This is a genomic window from Blastopirellula sp. J2-11 (genome assembly GCF_024584705.1).
Lineage (GTDB): Bacteria > Planctomycetota > Planctomycetia > Pirellulales > Pirellulaceae > Blastopirellula.
This window is the reverse complement of sequence record NZ_CP097384.1, coordinates 3,366,723-3,388,840: the sequence shown is the minus strand read 5'-3', so window position 1 is coordinate 3,388,840 and position 22,118 is coordinate 3,366,723. Positions and strand designations below refer to the sequence as shown.

The window sequence follows — 22,118 nt, the reverse complement described above, 5'->3', positions numbered from 1 at the left end:
GCGTTACACTACAACAAGGCGCCTGAAACCGCGCCAAAATACTCCCTCCCATCATTCCTACCCCGATCGAACGTTGCTCGAAATTCGCACGCCAAGTCGACTTCACTTCGGACTATTGTCGTTTGGCAATCCGTCGGTCGCGGCGTACGGCGGGTGCGGCGTGATGATCCAGCAACCGGCGCTGCGTTTGACGGTCGACCATGCCGATTGTTTTTCGGCACACGGCGTCGCGGCGGCTCGCATTCGGGAATTCGCCCAGCGCTGGAGTCGTCATCACGAACAAGCGTTACCGGCGGTGACGATTCGCACAACGCATTCGCCGCGTCAGCATGTCGGGCTGGGGCTCGGCACGCAGTTGGGACTGGGAGTCGCGACCCTGTTGAACTGCGCAAGTCAGACCGGACCGGAATCGATCGAGTCGCTCGCCGCTTCGGTCGGTCGCGGCGCTCGCTCGGCGGTTGGCTGTTACGGATTCCGCCAAGGCGGTTTCATCGCCGAACGCGGCGTCGAAACCGCAGGGCAACTTTCGCCGCTGGAGTCGCGTACCAAGTTTCCGGCCGACTGGACCTTTCTGCTCGTCTTTCAGGCGAAACGGAGCGGCATCTCGGGCAAAGCCGAGACCACCGCGTTTCGGCAATTGCCGCCGGTGTCGCTCGATGTCACGAACCAACTGAAACGAATACTCTACGACGAGATGACGCCGGCGCTGCAAGGGGCCGACTATGACCACTTTTCGGATGGCTTGTTTCGCTACGGAGAACTCGCCGGCAATTGTTTCGTAAAAGTGCAGGGGGGCGCCTATCTCAATCAGCTCAGCCAACGAACCGTCGACGCGTTGCAACAGTTTGGGGTTCGCGGCGTCGGACAAAGTTCGTGGGGACCGACGATCTTTGGGCTGTGCGCCAATCGCCAACAAGCCGAAGCGGCCCGCGACTATCTGGGAGAAACGCTCGCCGGCGAAGAGTTGGAAATGGAGATCACCGCCGCCGATAACAGCGGCGCCCAACTGATTGCGGATGCACAGTGCGATTGGTACGACGCTGTGGAGAACTCCGTCGCGCCGCAGAGGTAGCGAAAAAGAGGGTCAGGTCCGAATTTTGCTGCAAAATTCGGACCTGACCCTCTTTTTCGCTAACCCCCTTTTTCGATCGTGCCGTCATTCTCTAATGCCGAACCTGATTGTCCCCGGCGATGTCCTGCTGGCGCGAAAGCCGATGCGGCGTAAAATCAAAGGTTCCATTCACTCACCCATTTCTTCTGCGATTCTTTGAGGTAATCCCCCCATGCCCAATTTGGGAGTCAATATTGACCACGTCGCGACCGTGCGACAGGCCCGCCAGACGAACGAGCCTGACCCGGTATGGGCCGCCGCTTTGGCCGAGATGGGCGGCGCCGACTGCATCACGCTTCATTTGCGCGAAGATCGGCGGCATATCCAGGATCGCGATCTGCGAATCATCCGCGAAACGGCCAAAGTCAAAGTCAATCTCGAACTGGCCACCGTCGAAGAAGTGCTGAAGATCGCTTGCGAAGTGAAGCCGGACCAAGTCACTTTGGTCCCGGAAAAACGGGAAGAAGTGACGACCGAAGGGGGGCTCGATCTGCTGCGCCGCCCTGAGAAAGTGAAGGCCGCCATCGAACGTCTGCAAGACGCCGGCATCGCGGTCAGTCTGTTTCTCGATCCCGAGCCAGCCCAATTGGTGATGGCGCGAAAACTGGGCGCAACGGGAGTGGAACTACATACGGGGCAATTCGCCCTCACGCGTGGGGACGCTCAGTTGGCCGAAATCGAAAAATTGACCCAAGCAAGTCAACAAATCTGCGATCTGGGCATGGAACTGCTGGCGGGGCACGGATTGACTTATTCGAACGTGCTGCCGATTGCGGCCATTCCAAAGATGAGCGAGCTAAACATTGGTCATAGCATTATCGCCCGATCGATCATGGTGGGCCTGCAGCAAGCCGTTCGCGATATGAAACAATTGATTACCGGGTAGATAAAGTAGCGTGGGAGGAGCAAGCGCAAAGAGGCCCACTAGGCGATTTCATCCCGGATCGCTTGCGTAACCTACCAGATTTCGCCGAACAAAAGGTGGGTTACGCAAGCGAGTCATGTGGAGGAAGAATGGCCAGCGAAAAGCCGCTTGCTGCACCCATTCTACCTGACTTGCGTTCCTGAAGAGTTCTTCCGCAAGCGGCGAATCACTCCCCCCGGTTGTCGAATTGGCCCGTTTCCACCATATTTGTAGCACGTTTTTTTCTGGTTCCCGTTGGTATCGGTGATGAGTTATGTCGCGAAAAGGTTCTGAATTTGCTGGCGTTTGGGTCGCCATTGTCACTCCGTTCAAGGACGGCAATGTCGATTATGAATGCTTGAAACAGCAAGTCGATTTTCAAATCGCGGCAGGCGTCACCGGACTGTGTCCGGTCGGCACCACCGGCGAATCGCCGACCCTCTCGCACGCCGAGCATGAGCGGGTGATTAGCTCGGTCATTGAGACCGCCGCTGGTCGCGTGAAAGTGATGCCGGGGACCGGGTCGAACAGCACTGCCGAAGCGTTGCGTCTAACCAAGTGGGCCGCCAAAGAAGGCGCCGACGCGGCGCTGATGGTCGCGCCGTACTACAACAAGCCGACGCAACGCGGCTTCTACGAGCATTTCAAAGCGGTTGCCGAAGCGGTCGACGTGCCGATCTGCGTTTACAACATTCCGGGTCGCGCCGGTAAGAATATTGAGCCCGAGACGATCGCCCAGTTGGGCGAATTGGAAAACATTCAGTTGGTCAAAGATGCGACCGGCTCGCTTGACCAAACGTCGCAAGTGTTGGAACGAACCAATCTGACCGTGCTAAGCGGCGACGATAGCCTGACGATCCCGATGATGTCGGTCGGCGGCGGTGGAGTGATCTCGGTCGTCGGTAACATCGTGCCGGAAGCGATGATCGCGATGGTCGCCGCGATGAACGCCGGTAACCTGGCCGAAGCGCAAAAGCTCCACTTCCAGCTGTTTGGGCTTTGCCGCGAGATGCTCGGTCTAGCGACCAATCCGATTCCGATCAAAGCGGCGATGAAGATGCTGGGACGCGATACCGGCGAACTGCGCCTGCCGATGACCCCGCTCGAACCGAGTGAAGAAACGCAGCTACGTGCGACGTTGACCAAGTACGGTTTGCTGTAATCGTAGGGCAGGCCGTGCCTGCCGGAAGCGGTGATCAAACGGTACGCACTTGGTATGGGGCAGGGGGGCGGCAGGCACGGCCTGCCCTACTACTTTTTCAGCCAACTGGCGACTACAGAACGCGACTCCAATGCCGTCGGTTCTTTATCTCTGCGAATACGCAACGCTGAACGGCGGTGAGAACTCGCTCCTCTCAGTCCTGCCGCATTTGCCATCCAGCGGATGGCGACCGACGATTCTGGGCCCATCCGGCGGCGAACTATCGACCGCGATCGCAGCTGCCGGCGCCGCGTATCACGCGTGGGACGTGCTCGACGAGCAAGGACGCAAACGCCCGCTTGAACAACTGCGGGCCGAACTCACGCAACAGATCGATCGACTGCGGCCTGACGTGGTGCATGCGAATAGTCTCTCGATGAGTCGCTTGTTGGGGCCGATCGCGACGCCGCCGCAGATCGTGAAAGTGGGGCACCTGCGCGACATCATCAAGCTGAATCGGCGCGTCATTGACGACTTGAATCAGCTGCACGCGCGGATCGTCGTTTCGCAGGCGACACGTGACTTTCATGTGGCGCAAGGGCTGTCCGAGACGTCGACCCGCGTCATTTACAACGGCGTCGACAAATCGCAGTTCTTTCCTGGGGCGGTAACCCATTTTTTGCATGCGGAGCTGGGACTGCCGCCGGAGACCCGTTTGTTGGCGACGATTGGCCAGATCGGAATGCGAAAAGGGGTTGACGTGGCGCTGCGCGCATTCGCCCAAGTACGCGGCGCGCATCGTGATGCGCATCTGCTGATCCTGGGGGAGCGTTTCTCGCAAAAGGACGAAGCGATCGAGTACGAAGCGTCGCTGCACCAGTTTGTCCGCGAAAATCGACTCGAAGGCGCCGTATCGTTTCTCGCTTTTCGATCCGATGTGGCCGCCGTGCTGCGCGAGATGACGATGTTGGTGCATGCCGCTCGACAGGAACCACTGGGCCGAGTACTGCTGGAAGCGGCGGCGACGGCTTTGCCGGTTATCGCGACCGACGTGGGAGGAACTCGGGAGATCTTTCCCAAGCAGACGGCCGAAGTTGTGCCGGTCGACGATGTCGACGCACTGGCCGCCGCAATTACGCGAGTTTTGTCCGATGACGATTATCGAGCCCAACTTCGCGGGAAATCGCAACTGCGCAGTCTAAAGTTCGAGCCATCGCACTCTGCAGCGGAGATATTGGGGCTCTATAACGACCAGTTCGCGCGGTCGTAACGGTTGTGCCGAGCCGGTTGCAAGCGGCGACGAAATTTCTGAGAAAGGAGCTGCAAACTAAGCTAAAGTTTGGCAGGCCCGCATGGGGCAATCGCTTACTCGTCTTACCGGCTGGAATGTTAGCCATGAACGTATCTTGTCGCGAACTTGCTGATCGAATCCAAAATTTGCAACCGAGCGCCGACCTCCAAGATGTCGCCAGACTATGTCTGTTGCTGTCGAACTCGGTGAAAGACACGCAGGATTTGGCCAGCGAAGAGTTGCTCACGACCGTCTGGAAAGAAGTGGGGCTCAAACTGCAAGCCGCGACTGACCAGCATGCGGCGATGACCGCCGAGTTGGAAGAACTATCTTGCTCGGATCCGCGTGGTTTTACCCCCGATCAAGTCTGGGTGTTAATCCGCGCGATCAAAGTGCAAAGCCAAATCTTGCAGTTGTACGTCGGACAACCGGCGCTCAACGTCTAACGTTGCGATTGTAAAAAAACGCTATTTGCTTGGTTGGCCGCGATAGCTCCGCTATCGGGGCGGCGCAGCCGTAAGAGGCATTGGTTCCCTGGAAGCAGTTCAGGAGCTTTTCGCCATTTCCAACGGTATAGCGACCACCGAAGTAAGCCCGATCGCGGCTCGATGTCTCCCACCGACTTCGTCGGCCCCGATAGCGGAGCTATCCGGGCCACCCGGAATCCGTTCGGCCAAATAGCGCAACTCCAAAATACGGCCAGACGCACCCAGCATCTCGTCACTCGCCCAACAATAAAATCGCGACCGACATATAGATAACGATCCCTAAAAAATCGATGATGCCGGCGACGAAGGGATTGCTCATCAGCGCCGGGTCGAGATTGATGCTCTTAAAGAGGAGCGGGAGAGACGAGCCGACGGTCGTGCCTGCGATGACGACGGCTAAAACGGTGATGGGAACGACGAGCGCTGCAAAAGCGGAAGGCGCCTCCATAAACGCGATCCCATAGCCCAGCACGCTGAGTAAGCTCCCTAAGATCAGCCCCATCAAGATCTCGCGGCGAACGACCATAAACCAGTCGCGGGCCGTTAAGTCTCCTTTGTTCAACGCCATGATGATCAACGTCGCCGATTGATTTCCGGTATTGCCGCCGGTCGAAATGACGAGCGGAATGAAGGGGACGAGCCAGGCGAATTTGTTCAGCTCTTCCTGGAAATGGCCGAGCGCCATCGACGTGAACAACGCACCGATAAACAAGATGATCAGCCAGACGCCGCGTTTCCAGCTGAGAGTGATGATCGGCGTTTGTAGGTACGAATCTTCGAGCGGTTCGACCGCCGCCGCGCGATACGCGTCTTCTTCCGCTTCTTCCAACACGACGTCGAGAATATCGTCGTGCGTAATGATTCCGACCAGTTGCAACGCGTCGTCAACGACGGGGATCGCCAACAAGTCGTAGTCGGCCATTTTCCGCAAGACTTCCTCTTGGTCTTCGGTCACCTGACAGTGAATCACCTCCGGCTCCATCAGCTCTGACAGCTTGCGATCCGATTTGCCGAGCGATGATACTAGTTGCCGCGTCGAGACGACTCCATGCAGTCGATCGTTTTCGTCGACAATATAAATGTAGTAGACCGTCTCCAGATGTTCGGCCTGACGGGTCAGCTCTTCCAGCGCCTGGCGAACGGTCAGGTCTTCGCTGAGCCGTGCGACTTCGGTGGTCATGATCGCGCCGGCGGTCCCTTCGGGATGTCCCGAGAGACGCTGGAAATCGCGTCGTTCTTCGAGCGGCAAGAGCGAGAGAATGACGGTCACCGTCTCCTCTTCGACCCCTGACAGCAAGTCGACGCGATCGTCCGCCGACATGCAGGCGATCATCTCCGCGACTTCCGCCGGATCGCGGGACTCGATGATCTCGACCTGAAACGGATGCTCGAAGTAAGCGAAAATTTCACTCTGTAGCTGCGTATCTGCATGCCGCAGGACGTTCCAAACCTCGTCGATCGTCAGGGCTTCCATGAACTCCGCCGTACGCGCGGGATGCAGCGCAGTGCAGAACTCGAGCAGCCCTTGATGGTCGTTTTCGGCCAGCATTTCGCGGAGTTCAGGTAGATAGAGTACGTTCATCATGGCGCAATTTCATCGTGGATCGGTTTCGCGGAACTACCAATCTAACTTCCCTTGCAAGGTTCGGTTACCCTCTGGAAGCCCAAAAAAGAAGGGAAGATCTTCATATTCGGCGACATCAATCGCCGTTGACGCTATCATGCCGGACAACTAGACTGTCGGTGCTGATAGCATTCATATCGCGTTATCTGCGTTCCGCCCACGATTCGGCAAGAAGCCGGCGTCGTGGTCGCAACGGAGGAAACGCTGGACTGGCGAAAATAGGTCCGCAATGAGCGAATCTTCCGAAGCGCCGAACCAATTGGACGACCCCATTTCGCGATGTGAGGTCCGCATTGGTTACGAGTTTCAAGAAAAATCACTTCTAAAATCTGCATTAACCCATGCTTCCGGCGCAAGTCACCGCCTAGAGAGCAATGAGCGGCTCGAGTTTCTCGGGGACGCCATTCTGGGGCGTGTCGTTTGTGAGGCCTTGTTTCACAGTTTCCCTCACTTTCTCGAGGGAGATCTGACCAGGATCAAATCGGTCGTCGTTAGCCGTTTGACCTGCGCCAAGCTCAGCCGCGTCTTGGGGTTAGAAGAGTTCCTCATCGTCGGCAAAGGGATGTCGTCCAGCCCTTCGGTTCCACCTTCGCTGTTGGCGGACGTCTTTGAAGCGATCATCGCCGCGATCTATTTAGATGGCGGCCCCAAACCGGCCGAAGATTTTGTCTTACGCAATCTAGAAGACGAGATCGAGTTGGCGGTCTCCGGCGAAGCCGGCGCCAATTTCAAGTCGGCGCTGCAGCAATATGCCCAGCGCGAGCATGGCGCTACCCCCAACTACTTGCTGCTTGACGAAAAAGGGCCCGACCATAGCAAGTGCTTTCAGGTCGCCGCCCAAGTCGCCGGCATCCGGTATGTCGCCGCGTGGGGACGCAACAAAAAAGAAGCCGAACAACGCGCCGCCCAAAACGCCCTGTGCGAAATCGAAGGACGCCCGGCCGAGCATCTCGCCGAATAAGCCCAGGCCGAACCCGTTAGACGTGGTCGCAAACAACCATTTCTCGCTCGCGCTTTTTGAGGTTGCGCTATTTTTCGGAAACAAGCCGAGCCACGGGTGAAGAACGGGAAACACGGCTAGAATCAGCCGGAAATCGTCACATCAGCCAGAGGCGCAAGCCGATGGAATGCGCTCGGCGATCCCAATACAGCTTGAAGTGGCCAGCCGTATTCCCTCGCTGGCGCTGCGGGCTAGTGTTCGCTTGGTTCGAAATAGCGCAACCTCAAAACTCGCGCTTCGGGCATCGAAGAGATGCTCCGCACTTCACACGAGGAAAACCGCGTCATGACGCGCTCTGTCGCACTTCTCTCTGGTGATTTGGATGGCGCCGTCGCCGCCGCTTTGATCCAGGCGCAAGGGGTGGAAGTTTTCGGTCTCGCCTTCGCGACGCAGTTCTCGCCGGTCGAAGATGCGGCCCGCCGCTCCGCCGATCAGCTGCAGATTCCGTTGCGAGTCGTCCATCCGCAGCCAACCGAGTATCTCCAGCTAATCGCGCGTCCCCGGTTCGGCTATGGAAAAGGCGCCAACCCTTGCGGCGATTGTCGCTTGGCGATGCTGACCGCAGCGGTTGAATATCTCACCCAGCTGGAAGGTCAGTTTGTGGTCACCGGCGAAGTGCTGGGGCAAAAGATGATGGGCCAAAAGCGATCCCATCTCGAAATGCTGGAGCACCACGCCGGGATCCCAGGACGATTGGTCCGTCCGCTGTCAGCACAACTGCTTACTCCCACGCTGCCAGAAACGGAGGGGCTGATCGACCGAAGTCAGTTGTTGGCGATTCATGGAAGCGGTCGACGGCAGATTCGTGAGTTGGGCCTGCGCTTCGGCCTGACCGGCAGCGAAAAAGGCGCCGCGCGGTGTCGTTTGGTCGATCCGGCGTATGGTCAGCGTTTGCGAGCGGCGCTCGTGTCTCAGCTGTCGCCCGCTTGGCTGTTGCCGGGGTTGTTCGAGATCCGTCATCACGAGTGGAGTGAAGATCGCGGCCTGATCTTGTTGGGGCGAAATCAAAACGAGAACGACCAACTCGGCCAATTGTTTCAGACGCTGCCGACCGATCCAACCATCTTGTTGGCGACGCCGATCGGGTTTCATGGTCCTACTGTTTTGTCCGTTGGATTAGACTTTGCCGAAGCAAAGCCGAGGATCGCCGCTGGGTTGCGCAAAAAAGGATTCCCTGCCAAAGTGGGGGAACGGTTGGCGATCAGCGACAAAACGAACGATTGGGAGATGCAGCTCGCCCCGGAGTCGCCGGTTTAGCGCAGAATCAACCCCTTGGGGCTGCGGAAGGGCGCAAAATGAGGGGGAGCCCGTCAATTGCGTACTAGATTTGAGCAGTTGAACAATCTCCTCTCTTTCCCACTTGGTCGACATAATGCAGACCGATATCACCAACTCGCAATCACTCGCGGGACTTCGCATTTTGATCGCGGAAGATGACGACTTGAATCGTCAACTTTTGGAGATCATTTTGACGGGGGCCGGCGCTGAAGTGACGCAAGTTTGTGATGGGGACGCGGCGACGGCGATATTCCATCCCGATCGTTTTGATTTGGCGATCCTCGATCTGCGAATGCCGCGGCAAGATGGTATCACCACGTTGGCCGGAATTCGCCGGCTCGATGAGCAATTTCCGGTCGCCGCGTTGACTGCTTGCGCTCGTCGTGAAGACAGGATCGCCTGTCAAGCCGCTGGATTCCAACTCTTTCTGACCAAGCCGATACTTCCCGGCGACCTGGTGAACGCGCTCGCCGAATTAGCCGAAGTGCGCGTTGTGATTTGCGCTTCGTAGGCGCCTGGCGTAGTTCTATCGCTCGGGCTTCCACGAAATCAGCTGCACGGCGCTGGCCGCGGTTTCTGTCACCAATTGTCTTTCGCAAATGAGTTCCCATCAGAAACCGGTGCTAACGCACTACGGCTAATAAAAACATGGCGCCCGAAAATTGTCGCGTGACAGAACACTAGCCCGCAGCGCCAGCGAGGGAATACGGCTCGCACTTCAATCCGGGTTAGGATCGCCAACTCTATTCCCTCGCTCGCGCAGCGGGCTAGTGTTCTGTCAAACCGCTATTTTCGGCTTCCACGAAATCAGCTGCGCGGCGCTGGCCGCGGTTTCTGTCACCAATAGTCTTTCGCAAATGAGTCCCCATCAGAAACCGGTGCTAACGCACTACGGCTAATAAGAACATGGCGCCCGAAAATTGTCGCGTGACAGAACACTAGCCCGCAGCGCCAGCGAGGGAATGCGGCTCGCCACTTCAATCCGGGTTAGGATCGCCAACTCTATTCCCTCGCTCGCGCAGCGGGCTAGTGTTCTGTCAAACCGCTATTTTCGGCTTCCACGAAATCAGCTGCACGGCGCTGGCCGCGGTTTCTGTCACCAATAGTCTTTCGCAAATGAGTCCCCATCAGAAACCGGTGCTAACGCACTACGGCTAATAAGAACATGGCGCCCGAAAATTGTCGCGTGACAGAACACTAGCCCGCTGCGCCAGCGAGGGAATACGGCTCGCACTTCAAACGGGCGCTTCCGACTACGAAGAGTTGTAAACCCCAGCACGGATGGTTCGTGAAGCGGTCGAGCGCTTATCGCAGCGTAATCGCCTGACGGAGCGGCTCCAGAATATTCTGGATGACGTACTCGTCCATGATCCGCGCCGCGGCCGCGTGCAAACCATCCATGGCGTCAACGTAGGTATTCCCTGGATCGAGACTCCCATAGTTGCGCAGCGTCAGGTAGACGCTCAGTTGTTCTTCCGGAAATTCTCCGGTCCGTACATGATAGGCGCTGGTTCTCGTTTCGATACTGATCCGACATTGAATGCGACACTCGTCATCCAGCGCGATCTGAATCGATGGTTCGCAGCTGACCAAGCGACTGTTCTCCAATCGCCCTAGCTTTTCAAACGCCGGCGACAGGCCGAGCGCTTCAGCGACCAGTTGGTTGTGATTGCCGCGATAGGTGAAATCAAACCCATACATCAGGTTGAGCGATTCACAGTCGAGCGGGCTGACCGACAGCAGATAGGGGGCCAGTTCTAGGATGAAGCGATGTTGCTCGATCGCTTCTTCCAGGTTCTCAATGTTGACGCAGCCAGAGAGGACCCGCTTCATCTCGACCGAAGCCCAGCGATAGCTGCCTTGATCTTTGTCCTCTTCGAGCACAAACTCAGATCGTTCGCGCGCATAGAAATTCCGCATCAGCGGATACTTCTTGCGGATCTGTTCAAAAAAGTGGAGCACCGCGTCGCGGCCGCTCGGGAGGTCCATCTCAGTATTGAGATTCATGTTGACGTAGAAGTCGTCACTCAGCGATCGGTAGCCGGCCATCCGTATTTCCTTCTCGAGCGCTAGAGATTCTCGGATAAACTAGAAAGTTCGTTCATCCGCCTGAACCTTAGTATATATCCCTGTCGCTAGAGGGAAAGTCCGAGATGCACCCGCCCAACCGCCGAACTACCATGCTTGCCCCACTTACGTTGACGATTTTCACGATATCGACCGATTTGGGGCCATTAGACATCGAACTCCGCGGCGATGTGGTCTACCGGCTCAGCTTCGCCACCGCCAACAAACGGCAGCCCAAGGCCGTTTCTCTCTTCCCCAGGCAACAGCAAATTGTCGCGCAACTGCAACAATACGCCGCCGGCGAACCGGTTGATCTAGCATCCATCGCAATCGATTTGACCGGCTTCACCCCGTTCGCGACCCGCGTCTATCAACAATGCCGCAAGATTCCGCCCGGCACGACGCTCAGTTATGGACAACTAGCCGCGCGAGCCGGATCACCAGCCGCCGCCAGAGCCGTCGGAGGAGCTATGGCCCGCAATCGAATCCCGCTGCTGATCCCCTGTCATCGCGTGATCGCCAGCTCCGGCAAGCTGCATGGCTTCTCAGCGCCGCAAGGATTGAAGTTGAAAGAAAGGCTATTGCGATTGGAACGGGCTAATTAGCGCTGGGTGGCCCGACCAGTCTGTTCAAGACTCGCTTGGGTTGCTTTAGCAACAAGATGCTGCGCCATCGGCATCGATTTCATGCCGAGATCCCCACCTCTCACCGGCGTCGAAAATCGGATCTTAATTGGAATCGTTTTACGGACTTGGCGGCTGCATGGCGCGGCGTCTTGTTGCTGCGCAACCCAACCAGTTCTGGACGAACTGGTCGGGCCACCCAGGCTCAAAAATTGTCTGTTGACAAAGCGCACAGACTTCGGGTCGACTAAAAAATTGTAGGGTGGGTGAAGCAAAAACCGCGATTGATTCGACCATCATTAAACGACGTGATCGGTTTGCGCAACCCACCAGAACCTGCTTGCCGACATGGCGTCCATGGTGGGTTGCGCAAGCGGGAATATCGTTCGAAATTGGTGCGCCGGAAACCGCTTGCTCCACCCACCCTACGGCTGATTCTTGGCTCTGAAAAATTGTCTGTTGACAAAGCGCACGGAGTTGGGGTCGACTGCAAAATCGTAGGATGGGTGAAGCAAAAACCGCGAGCGATTTGACCATCATCAACCAACATAACCGGTTTGCGTAACCCACCAAAATTGTCGATCAATTGGATCGCATTGGTGGGTTGCGCAAGCGGTGATGTCGTTTGAAATTGGTGCGCCGGAAATCGCTTGCTCCACCCACCCTACCTCGGATATCTACGCGCAAAATTGGGGGGCGAACGGGATGAGGATCAAGGAAATTCGTCAGTTGATGACGCGGTTGCGGAAGAGTAATGCGGCGCTGCGCGACGAGGCGTCGGTTCGCGATCGGACGCAGGGAGAGACGCTCGAAGCGCAGTGGTTGGCCTGTGCTTTGATCTCGCCGACGATCTTGTCCGCCGACCCGCCGCCAACCGCTTGTTTTCGAAGCAAACGGCATCGCGATCTCTACATGACGATGTTGCAATTGCACGCGGAAGGCGGCTCCGCCAGCGACGTGCCGCAGCTGATCGACCGGCTGTCGCCCGTCGGATATCACCGGCAACAAACGATCAACTTGCTCCACGCAATCATGCACTGCGACGCCGACGAAATGGAGTCGGATCGTTACGCGGAAATCTTGCTGCAGCGGCTTTCGAACGACGACGCTGCCGACGAAGAAAATTTAGACGACGGAAAAATCGTCCGGCTCGACCTGAACGGCGGCAGCCCGTTTCAGGAATTTACGACCGAACAATTTTTAGACGAGCCGGAACCGCGGCAGTGGTTGATACCGAACATGCTCGCACAAAACGAACCGGCGGTGCTCGTTGGGCCGAGCAAAAGCATGAAGACTTCGCTCGCCGTTGATTTGTGTGCGGCGCTGGCGAGCGGCGGTAAATTCTTGGGACAAATCGCCGCCGAGCGTTCGTTTCGCGTCGGGTTCCTCAGCAGCACCAGCGAGCGTCAGCTGTTGGTCGATCTCGCGCGACGGTGGAACGATGCGAACGGCGTTAGCTCGAAACAACAGCCGAATTGGATCTGGGCGCTGACGATGAGCGGCCTGGCCGACGCCGCCAACTTGCCGCATCTGCGTGCGTGGATTTCGAAGCATCAACTGGAAGTGGTGATGATCGATCCGCGGCAATGGACGGCGAAGCGCGGCGCCCAAGCGACGCAACTGCGCGATCTGGTGCAATGTTGTCTCGACGCCGGCGCCACGCCGATTCTTTGCTGCGGCACGCAAAAAACGCTCGGGCGGCGCGGCATTGATACGTCTCATTTGGCCAGCGTCGGGTGCGAAAGTTTCGCCCAACAATGGATGCTGGTGAACCGCCGCCGCCCGTTTGAGCCTGGCAGAGGACAGCATCATTTGTGGCTGACGATCGGCGGCAACGCAGGGCAGAGTCAACGATGGGGCGTTGATATCGATGAAGGTCGCCTGGACGATCCGACCGGCCGAACGTGGAAGGTCGCGCTGCACGAAACCGAGTCGCTGCGCGGCGAAGCGGTCGAACAAGAGACGCGCTCGCAAGAGCAAAAACTGCAAGCCAAAATTCGGCTTGCGATCACGCGGCTCGAACCAGAGCAAGCGACCAAGTCCAAGATCCGCGACCAAAGCGGAATCAGCGGAACCAAGTTCAGTCCGACCTGGGACCAAATGATCGCCGCCGGAGAAATCGCCAAGACCAGCCCTGCCAAAGAAGCATCGCAATTCGCCTACCCCCGCTATCACCTAACCGATCGATCAACGCCGCCAGAAAAAATGGATCCAATCCGGTCCAACGATCCAGTCCGGTCCGATGCTCCAGTCCGGTCCGATGCTCCAGTCCGGTCCGATGCTCCAGTCCGGTCCGATGCTCCAGTCCGGTCCAAGCCTGCGAAGGTGCGCAGCCGCCGTGAGATTAACCAGCGGCGAGCTAGAGCCAAACGCCGGAGCAAAAAATAATAGGCGCAAAAAAAGGACCGCTGACGAATTGCTTCGCGCAGCGGTCCTTTCACCTCGACGTCGCGTCAGGTAGCCAACGATTGACGCGCCGCTTCGGCTGCTTTCACCATGTTGGTCAGCGCCGGTCGTACTTCGTCCCACTTGCGTGTTTTTAGGCCGCAGTCAGGATTGACCCAAATCTGCGCTGGGCTCAGTACTTCCGCCGCTTTGGTTAAAAGTCGCAACATCGACTCGGGCGTTGGCGCCTGGGGCGAATGAATATCAAACACGCCGGGTCCGATTTCATTCGGATAACGGAAGTTGACAAACGCACCCAACAACTCCATATCACTGCGCGACGTTTCGATCGAAATCACGTCGGCGTCGAGACCGGCGATCGCTTCGATGATGTCATTGAATTCGCAGTAGCACATGTGGGTATGAATCTGCGTTTTGTCAGCGACGACGCTGCTGGCCAGGCGAAAGCAATCGCCGGCCCAGACTAGATAGTCGTTCCAATCTCGCCGCCGCAGCGGCAATCCTTCTCGCAGCGCCGGTTCGTCAATTTGAATGACCTGCACTCCAGACGTTTCGAGATCGGCGACTTCATCGCGAATCGCCAATGCGATTTGCTTGCAGGTTTCGCTCCGCGGTTGATCGTCCCGAACAAACGACCAGCACAGGATTGTCACCGGTCCGGTCAGCATCCCTTTGACCGGCTTGCTGGCGCACGATTGGGCGAAGCGGATCCACTCAACCGTGATCGGCGTAGTGCGATAGACGTCGCCAAAGATGATCGGCGGCTTCACGCAGCGACTGCCGTAGCTTTGCACCCAGCCGTTGCGCGTGATCGCAAAACCTTCGAGCGTTTCGCCGAAGTACTCGACCATGTCGTTTCGTTCAGGCTCACCATGCACGAGCAGATCCAGTCCAACCTCTTCCTGAAACTGAATCACTTCGCGAATCTGGGCCTGCATGGTTTCGACGTACGACGCTTGCGAAATCTCTCCTTTCCGCCGCCGCGCACGAGCCTGACGGATTTCGACGGTTTGCGGGAACGAGCCGATCGTGGTGGTCGGAAAGGCCGGCAAACCGAGCGACGCTTGTTGCAGTTGACGCCGCTGCGTGTACGAACTGCGGCGACGCGTCATCGAATTGTCAAGCCACGCCAGGCGGCCTTGCACTTGGGGCGAATGAACGCGTTCCGACGATTGTCGACGGAGGATCGCTTGCCGATTGTCATCGAGCGCGGCCTGAACCGAATTGTCGCCGTTCAGCGCGGCGGCGATCAGTTGGACTTCGACCAGCTTTTGCTTTCCGAAGGCGAGCCAACTTTTCAGCTCGTCATCCAGTTCGGTTTCGGAGTCGAGATCGACCGGCGCGTGGAGCAGGGAACAACTGGGCGCGATCTGGATTCGATCGGCGCCAAGCTGCTCGATCAACGGTTGCACGAGCGCGAGCGCCGCGTCGATGTCGGTCTTCCAAATGTTGCGTCCTTCGACCACGCCGAGCGACAGCACTTTGTCGGTCGATACCGCGCCGGCGAGCGAAGCGGCGTCTGCTTTGCCGCGCACCAGATCCACATGCAATCCGGCGGTTGGCAGGTCGACCGCCAGCTGCAGGTTTTCGGCCATGGGACCAAAGTAGGTCGCCAGCATCACTTTCAGCTGCGGCAACTCGGCGGCGATTTGGCGATACGTTTGGACCAGCGCTTCACGCTGTTTATCGCTGAGATCGTTGGACAAGATCGGTTCGTCGATCTGCACCCAAGTTGCGCCAGCTTCCAAAATCTGCCGCAGCAGATCGATATAGGCGGGCAACAGCGACGCGATCAGATCGAGTCGATCTCCCCTCTCGGCTCGCAGTTTGCCGAGCGACAAAAAGGTGACCGGACCGACCAACACAGGACGCGTAGCAATGCCGAACGCCTGCGCTTCGTTCAGCTCGGCGATCGGCTTGGCCGCGTCGGCCGTAAACGTTTGCCCGACTTCAAACTCGGGCGTCAGATAGTGATAGTTAGTGTCGAACCACTTGGTCATTTCGAGCGCCGGAATTTCGTGCGGCAGCGAGACGCCTGGCGCTTGACCGCGGGCCATCAAGAAGTAACGTTGCAGCGACGAAACGTCGAGCTGGGCGAATCGCGGCGGTATGACTCCCAGCGCGACTGCGGTGTCGAGCATTTGATCGTAGAGCGAAAAGTCGTTGCTCGGGATCGAATCGATGCCGGCCGCTTGTTGCAGGCGCCAATGTTCGGCACGCAGCTCGGCGGCGACTTGCTGCAGTTGCTCGGCCGACGAACTGCCGGACCAATACGATTCGACAGCTCGCTTGAGCTCCCGATTTTTACCGATTCGAGGAAAACCTAAATTTGCAGATATCATGTACGCTGTCCTTGGTAATTGCGCATTCTTAGCGCAGCAGGAGACGCGTCCGACAGTCAAAGCTGGGACCAGTCCCGCGCGCGGAAACAGAAAGAAATCAAACGTGAACTCGCCGGATCGCTACAAAGCGTGGGAGCGACTAGAGGGGGAGCGAGTTCGCCGCAGCGCAGCAGGAGTGCGCACATCAAGAAATGATGTCATCGTAAGGATCTCCATGTCGCCTTCATCCCCGAAGGCGTATGACTAAACTGCACCAGCGGCACAGGCGGTTGGCAGGTCTTCGGACTTCCAGACTAGGGCCAGGCGACGTGCCTGACGGTTCCTACTTGCCGTTGCTTTCCAATCCAACGAGGATCAGTGCTTACCGACGGCGTTCGTTTCTGGTTACCGCAGCGGGGGCTGTCCCGGATTTTCACCGGCGTTCCCTCTTTCGACGCTCCCTGGATGGAGCGAACCAATCACGCCGCCAAACTATCCTATGAGCGTCGACCTCGTCAACTAGCAGTGGCCGCCAAGCGTACGGTTCGCCGGCAGAATTCAACAGAAGCAGCGAATCAAGCCGCGGCCGCAATAACCTATATCACCGATAAACCCTGACGCAGTAGACGTTTACGCATACAGAAAATTTCAAAATTGAGCCCCCCATAGCGGTCTCGGCCCCTTTACTGATCGTGGCCGCGCGGCTAAACTTTGTGATCTGCCGCGGGAGAGTAGTCTCCGTAGTAGCAGATGCGGATGTAGCTCAGCTGGATAGAGCGTCGGTCTACGAAACCGAAGGTCGCAGGTTCGAACCCTGCCATCCGCACTCAAAGAAGCCGTTAGCTTGGAAGAGCTTACGGCTTTTTTTATGCGCTCATCGCTAAATGGTCTGTTTCGGTCCCCATTTGCGCACACCATGCGCACAAACTTTTGAGCCGTTATTGGGTGGCGATTTACGGGGATCGGAGTAGCGGGAATCGATCAACGTGCTTTAGCGACGAATAGCCCAGCGCCGCTTGCAACCGCAGAGCGTGCTGCGGCGAATCGTCATGCCAAGCCGCGAATGAATGTCTTCTTGTCGATAGAGCGGCGTGTGATCGCCGAATTTGGAGAGGACCGTATGCGACTCCGTCTTGCCTGCGATCGAGGAGATGATCCTAGAGGAATGAGATTCTGGCGATCAACTACCAACCGGCGCCGCGGGTCGATGTTTTCACCCTTCCTAAGTACATATCGGCGTTAATGTAGAGCGAACTGCCATCGTCTCCCCATGCGCAGTTGCCGGTCGCTTCGCCGGTGGCGATTGTGCCGAGATGCGTACCATCAGGGGCGAAGATATAGACGCCGCCGGGCGCAGTGGCGAAAATGTTGCCTTGCTGGTCGACCTTCAGGCCATCGGGCAAGCCTTTCTTGATCGCGACCCATTTGGTCGCGTCGAAGAAGACCTTGCCTTCGCTGAGCGTGCCGTCTGCGTGTACGTCGTAGACCATCCATAAGGCCGCTTGGGGATCGGACTGTGCGACGTAGAGCTTCTTTTCGTCCGGACTGAAGGCCAGGCCATTTGGAAAGGTCAGCTTGTCGTTAAGTAGGGTTAGTTCGCCTTGGGGGGTAAGCCGAAAAATGCCAGAGTAGGGAAGCTCTCGCGCTGGATCTTTCTCGACCAGCTTCAATCCGTACGGCGGATCGGTAAAGTAGAGATCGCCGTTGGACTTGAAAGCGCCGTCATTGGGACTGTTAAGTCGCTTCCCACGGTACGAGTCGATTAGCACCGTTTGTTTAGACGCGGGGTCGGTTCCCTCGAGCCGTGCGATCTGCCTGTCGCCATGTTGGCACAGGACCAGATTGCCTTGCGGGTCAAGTAACAGACCGTTGCTGCCTGGCTCGGCGCCGCGGCGCACGGCGCCGCTTTGTCCGGCCGGTTTTAGAAAGAGCGAGAGTCCTGATTTTTCCGACCAGCGCATGATCGAGTCGTTGGGAATATCGGAGAAAAGCAAGCATTCGTCTTGGGGCGACCAGACCGGCCCTTCGCTCCACTCAAAGCCGCTCGCCAGTTTCTCTAGCTTGGCGTCAGCCGGGAGGATCGCATTGATTCGCGGATCCAAGCGAATGATTTCGCCGAATGTCGGGTAGGGCTGTGGAGTCTCGGCACGACTAATACTGAATGCTGTAAGCAGTAGAAGAACGCCGGCGCCGAGGATGCGAAGATTCATCAGATGTTCCCAGGAGATTCATCGGTGAAAGGAGTGGATACGTCGTCCGCAGGGGGATCGACCTTCACGAACAGCCAGCAGATGGCCGCCGCCAGAAACACAAAGATGTTGATCAAAAACAACTGGTCATATCCAACGAGGATCGCCGCTTGTCGTTGTAGTGGCGACAGCAACTCAACCGTCGTTACTGAGCGAGCGGCGCTGTAGGTCAGCGAATTCTGAATCAGCGTTCCTGTTAGCCAACCGGCGAAGGCGGCGCCGAACGTACCGATCATATTCATACTGGCCGCGGCGACGCCGGCGTTCTCTTGCCCGATATCCTGACAACTGGCCCAAGCCGAACCGACCGTCAGATCAATGCAAAATGCGGAGAGGGCCACCATCAGACAGAACAGATGAATGTTCGGACTCCAGAAAGCGCCGACCCAGAGCAAACTGCCAACCAGCATGGCGATCACTCCAAGCCGTTGGCGCGCTTGGGCCCGGGTCGCTGTACGCCGCGCAAACCACGAGACGAGAAATCCGCCCGATAAACAACCGACGGCGCCCAGCCAAAGCGGTGCGCCGCAATAGATCGCTCCTAGCAAATTCCCTTTTTCCACCTGAAATCTCTCCAGCAAATAGGCTGGCAGGTAGGTGATGTTGAAGATCCACACAAACGTCACCAACGCGTACATCAGCCATAGTGCGTGCAAGCTGCGCGTGGTCATCAGCATCGACCAGACGATCTTGTGCGACTCTGTCGACTTTGTTCTACCCTGATGAATCACGGCTAGCTCCGCTTTGCTTACCTGGGAATGTTGTGCAGGCGAGTTGCGAAACCAATAGGCGAACCCAATGCACCAAAGAAAGCCGATTCCACCGAACAGAAAAAACGCGCCACGCCAATCGAGCGGTGCGACAGGGAAGAGAGCGTTGCCGACCAGGATCGCCCAAATCACCGGTGTGACACCTCCCATCAATCGCCCGGTCATCCAAATGGCCCCTTGCGCAAATTCCCATTCGCGTTTGGGAAACCAGTCGTGAATGGCTCGCGTGATGTTCGGATAGGCGCCTGCTTCGCCGGCTCCGAACAAAAAACGGAGGGCGATCAATGATCCGAGACCGCCAAAACTGATCGCGCCCCACTTTAGGCCGATGGCCCCGGTTAAAATAGTGCAAGCCGACCACCAGATGACGATTCGAATCAGCAGGTTGCGGGGACCAAGGCGATCCCCTAGCCAGCCTGTTGGAATCTCGAATAGGGCGTACGCCAGCGCAAATGCGGTGAACGCCCACTTCATTTGGGAAACGTCGGTCAGTCCGATTGCCTGGCTAATTTCGGGCGCGGCGGCGCCGAAACAGACTCGGTCAAGGTACGTGATCATCGAGAGGACGCAGAGCAACAACAGAATCCAGTAGCGGACCCGCGTCGTCGCCTCAGGTTGAACGTCCTGACGGCTTTCAGTGTGATTCACAGACGCGGTGTGCATTGACGAAATCCTCGTTCAACGTAATTCCTAGTCCCGGTCCATCGGGCGGACAGATCCAACCGTCGATCGCCTGGATTTTCTCGTGCGTCAATTCATGACGCAGCGGAGAATCCTCGACGCAATCTTCAAACAAAAAGGCGTCACGACAGGTCGATAGCCAATGCAGGCTGGCTGCAGCGGTGACAGGACTCGTGTAGCAATGATTGCACAGCCGAGCGCCGATTTCCTCGATCCGTTGGCGAATATAGGCCGCTTCGGTGAATCCGTTACGCGATAGATCGACCTGGTAGACGTCGAGACAACGGCCATCGATCAGCGGACGAAACGCTTGTCGTCCGCATTCTTCTTCACCCCCGGCGATAGGAACCGGCGAGCGATCACGCAGCCAGCGATACCCTTCGTAGTCGTCGGGATGAAGCGGTTCTTCTAGCCAGCCAATCTTGAAATCTTGAAACGCGTGAGCTCGCTGCAGCGCCGTTCGCGCATCCCAAACGCAGCCGGCGTCGATCAGCAAAGTGCCATCGGAACCGAGCCCCTCACGAGCGCCTCGTACGAGGTCGACGTCGACCGCTTCGGATGGTCCCATCGGTTCCCAGCCGAACTTGACCGCCCGATAGCCTGCTTCGCGCCAACGTCGACCGATCGCGGCAGTCTCGCCGCCATCTTTGCCAAACAGGATCGATGCGTAGGCCTGAATCCGGTCATGCTGTTTTCCGCCCAGCAAGCGGTGTATAGGCTCACCAAAGTACTTCCCCTTCAGGTCCCAGAGCGCCATATCGATCGCCGCCATCGCGGTGATCGTGACACTGCGGCGACCGCAATACATTGTGCGGCGATACATTTTTTGCCAAAGGCGATCGGTCTCCAGCGGATTTTCGCCGACCAACAGATCGCGCAGGCCGGTTGCGATGTTGTGGCTAAAGGGAGCATCGATGACCGCTTTCACCATTTCCGGCGACGAGTCGGCCTCGCCAATTCCTTCCAACCCGGTATCGGTTCGAACTCGAATCAAAACGGAGTCTTGGCTACTGGCGGTCTTTGCCTCGACTTGAGGAATTCGCAGAATCTGACAGATGATCTGAGTGATTTTCACAGGTGGGCTCATTCCGAAACAAACTAGTAATCGCAACGCTTACGGCGTTATGCGTCCTACGACAACAATGTGCTGACCGCGGGGGACGGCTGCGGCCCAGGCTTGCGCCAAGACGACGCCGTCAATTTGGGCGCGAACTTGCCACGGGGGCATGTCGATATGATCAAAATCATGCAGCAATCCAACCACGTCTCCACGCTTTACCGCCGTGCCGCAATCGATCAACGGCTCAAAGTGACCGTCAAACGGCGCTACGCTATAGCAGTCGCGATCGACCGTTGTTAGCTTCATTTGCGTGCCGGCCCGGTGGTGACCAATGGGTTCGATCTGGCCCAGCAGTTGTTCGTGATGGATCGCCGCCGCCAAAACGCCATGGCGAGCGTAGCGAACCCCTTCCAGATTTACCGCGCGTCCCCAACCAAGCTCGGTGCCGATGGTGATCTTGCCGAGACGTTCCGCTTCGCTCGGCAATAATCCCGGCGTCGCATTCTGATAAACCATCAGACTAGGAACCCCAAACCAGCGAGCTGTCTCCTCGATCGCTTTCGACTGAACAGGATCGTCGACGGGGTGAAAACTGGAGCAGAGAGAAAATCTTGCGACATCGCCGCCGCTGTGCAAATCGATCACGACGTGCACTCGTGGCCAAATGTGCTGACGCACGAACGCGACGATACGATGCGTGATTCCAGAAAGAGCTGGCGTCGTTCCCGCTCCGTCGACAAACGCGCGATTGAGGTTGACGCGGTCATCGAGCGAACTCTCACGCGTGCCGGCTCGAAATGCTGACGGATTCAGCACCGGGATCAGGATGATGCGACCGACGACGTTTTCCGTTTCGATCTCACTCATCAGCTTTTTCAGCGCGACAGGCCCTTCATACTCGTTGCCATGATTGGCGCCAAAGGCGACCAACCCGCGATCGGCGGCGGCTTTCTTGCCGACCCATACGGTGAGCGGAATCAAGTGGTCTCCCCAGATGCTGTCATGTTCGAGCGCGACCCAATAGTCGCGTCGTCCCGGCGAATCGAGATCGAGATCTCCAGGGCGAACGATTTGTCGTGAGACGATTGGTTCTGACATAACTGC

At 57.5% G+C, this 22,118-nt stretch carries 17 protein-coding genes, 1 tRNA gene, 1 pseudogene and 1 riboswitch; of the genes and pseudogenes, 11 read left to right on the top strand and 8 right to left on the bottom strand.

The window, feature by feature from the left end; all coding sequences use genetic code 11:
• The first annotated feature begins 73 nt into the window (after positions 1 to 73).
• The 5 genes from M4951_RS13485 to M4951_RS13465 all read left to right on the top strand — a co-directional run bounded on the left by M4951_RS13485 (position 74) and on the right by M4951_RS13465 (position 4,893).
• Positions 74 to 1,072 carry a hypothetical protein gene (locus tag M4951_RS13485; RefSeq protein WP_262022176.1) on the top strand — a complete coding sequence of 333 codons (999 nt, stop codon included), beginning with the start codon at positions 74 to 76 and terminating at the stop codon, positions 1,070 to 1,072.
• A 211-nt stretch (positions 1,073 to 1,283) separates the two neighbouring features.
• Complete coding sequence (locus M4951_RS13480; protein ID WP_262022175.1) at positions 1,284 to 1,997, top strand: pyridoxine 5'-phosphate synthase; 714 nt, start codon at positions 1,284 to 1,286, stop codon at positions 1,995 to 1,997.
• Positions 1,998 to 2,289: 292 nt separating this feature from the next.
• Positions 2,290 to 3,177: a 4-hydroxy-tetrahydrodipicolinate synthase gene (gene dapA / locus M4951_RS13475; RefSeq protein WP_262022174.1), complete on the top strand. Its 888-nt coding sequence runs from the start codon at positions 2,290 to 2,292 to the stop codon at positions 3,175 to 3,177.
• A 130-nt stretch (positions 3,178 to 3,307) separates the two neighbouring features.
• Complete coding sequence (locus M4951_RS13470; protein WP_262022173.1) at positions 3,308 to 4,426, top strand: glycosyltransferase family 4 protein; 1,119 nt, start codon at positions 3,308 to 3,310, stop codon at positions 4,424 to 4,426.
• 125 nt (positions 4,427 to 4,551) lie between these two features.
• Positions 4,552 to 4,893, top strand: coding sequence for a hypothetical protein (locus tag M4951_RS13465; RefSeq protein WP_262022172.1), 342 nt, complete (start codon positions 4,552 to 4,554; stop codon positions 4,891 to 4,893).
• A gap of 274 nt (positions 4,894 to 5,167) precedes the next feature.
• Here M4951_RS13465 and mgtE read toward each other — a convergent pair whose 3' ends face one another.
• A complete protein-coding gene (gene mgtE, locus M4951_RS13460; protein ID WP_262022171.1) occupies positions 5,168 to 6,520 on the bottom strand; it encodes a magnesium transporter in 1,353 nt (450 codons plus the stop codon).
• Positions 6,521 to 6,788: 268 nt separating this feature from the next.
• On the opposite strand from mgtE, the gene rnc reads away from it, so the two are divergent.
• From rnc to M4951_RS13445, 3 genes are all read left to right on the top strand, one after another.
• Positions 6,789 to 7,520 carry a ribonuclease III gene (rnc, locus tag M4951_RS13455; RefSeq protein ID WP_262022170.1) on the top strand — a complete coding sequence of 244 codons (732 nt, stop codon included), beginning with the start codon at positions 6,789 to 6,791 and terminating at the stop codon, positions 7,518 to 7,520.
• A gap of 324 nt (positions 7,521 to 7,844) precedes the next feature.
• Complete coding sequence (locus tag M4951_RS13450; protein WP_262022169.1) at positions 7,845 to 8,816, top strand: hypothetical protein; 972 nt, start codon at positions 7,845 to 7,847, stop codon at positions 8,814 to 8,816.
• A 115-nt stretch (positions 8,817 to 8,931) separates the two neighbouring features.
• Entirely contained in the window at positions 8,932 to 9,348 is a 417-nt protein-coding gene (locus tag M4951_RS13445; RefSeq protein ID WP_262022168.1) for a response regulator, read from the top strand.
• 794 nt (positions 9,349 to 10,142) lie between these two features.
• Here the strand turns inward: M4951_RS13445 and M4951_RS13440 are convergent.
• Entirely contained in the window at positions 10,143 to 10,886 is a 744-nt protein-coding gene (locus tag M4951_RS13440; protein ID WP_262022167.1) for a hypothetical protein, read from the bottom strand.
• Positions 10,887 to 11,017: 131 nt separating this feature from the next.
• Here M4951_RS13440 and M4951_RS13435 point away from each other — a divergent pair, with 131 nt between their 5' ends.
• Positions 11,018 to 11,509, top strand: a complete 492-nt coding sequence (locus M4951_RS13435) for a methylated-DNA--[protein]-cysteine S-methyltransferase (protein ID WP_262022166.1) — start codon at positions 11,018 to 11,020, stop codon at positions 11,507 to 11,509.
• A 723-nt stretch (positions 11,510 to 12,232) separates the two neighbouring features.
• On the top strand, positions 12,233 to 13,915 hold the full coding sequence (locus M4951_RS13430; RefSeq protein ID WP_262022165.1) for an AAA family ATPase: 1,683 nt from the start codon (positions 12,233 to 12,235) through the stop codon (positions 13,913 to 13,915).
• 65 nt (positions 13,916 to 13,980) lie between these two features.
• On the opposite strand, the gene metE is transcribed toward M4951_RS13430, so the two are convergent.
• The gene (gene metE, locus M4951_RS13425) at positions 13,981 to 16,275 is read right to left on the bottom strand and encodes a 5-methyltetrahydropteroyltriglutamate--homocysteine S-methyltransferase (RefSeq protein ID WP_262022164.1); all 2,295 of its coding nucleotides are present in this window, start codon (positions 16,273 to 16,275) and stop codon (positions 13,981 to 13,983) included.
• 253 nt (positions 16,276 to 16,528) lie between these two features.
• Positions 16,529 to 16,749: riboswitch (cobalamin riboswitch) on the bottom strand.
• A gap of 257 nt (positions 16,750 to 17,006) precedes the next feature.
• Here metE and M4951_RS13420 point away from each other — a divergent pair.
• Positions 17,007 to 17,080, top strand: a tRNA-Arg gene (locus M4951_RS13420).
• Positions 17,081 to 17,245: 165 nt separating this feature from the next.
• Here the strand turns inward: M4951_RS13420 and M4951_RS13415 are convergent.
• The 5 genes and pseudogenes from M4951_RS13415 to M4951_RS13395 all read right to left on the bottom strand — a co-directional run.
• Positions 17,246 to 17,380 (bottom strand): annotated as a pseudogene (locus M4951_RS13415) (transposase); the annotation flags it as partial.
• A 58-nt stretch (positions 17,381 to 17,438) separates the two neighbouring features.
• Positions 17,439 to 18,464, bottom strand: a complete 1,026-nt coding sequence (locus tag M4951_RS13410; protein WP_262022163.1) for an SMP-30/gluconolactonase/LRE family protein — start codon at positions 18,462 to 18,464, stop codon at positions 17,439 to 17,441.
• Entirely contained in the window at positions 18,464 to 19,936 is a 1,473-nt protein-coding gene (locus M4951_RS13405) for an MFS transporter (protein WP_262022162.1), read from the bottom strand. Before M4951_RS13405 ends, M4951_RS13410 begins: the two co-directional genes overlap by 1 nt.
• Positions 19,908 to 21,029, bottom strand: a complete 1,122-nt coding sequence (locus M4951_RS13400) for a mandelate racemase/muconate lactonizing enzyme family protein (RefSeq protein ID WP_262022161.1) — start codon at positions 21,027 to 21,029, stop codon at positions 19,908 to 19,910. Before M4951_RS13400 ends, M4951_RS13405 begins: the two co-directional genes overlap by 29 nt.
• 39 nt (positions 21,030 to 21,068) lie before the next feature.
• Positions 21,069 to 22,112 carry a succinylglutamate desuccinylase/aspartoacylase family protein gene (locus tag M4951_RS13395; protein WP_262022160.1) on the bottom strand — a complete coding sequence of 348 codons (1,044 nt, stop codon included), beginning with the start codon at positions 22,110 to 22,112 and terminating at the stop codon, positions 21,069 to 21,071.
• Positions 22,113 to 22,118 lie beyond the last annotated feature (6 nt).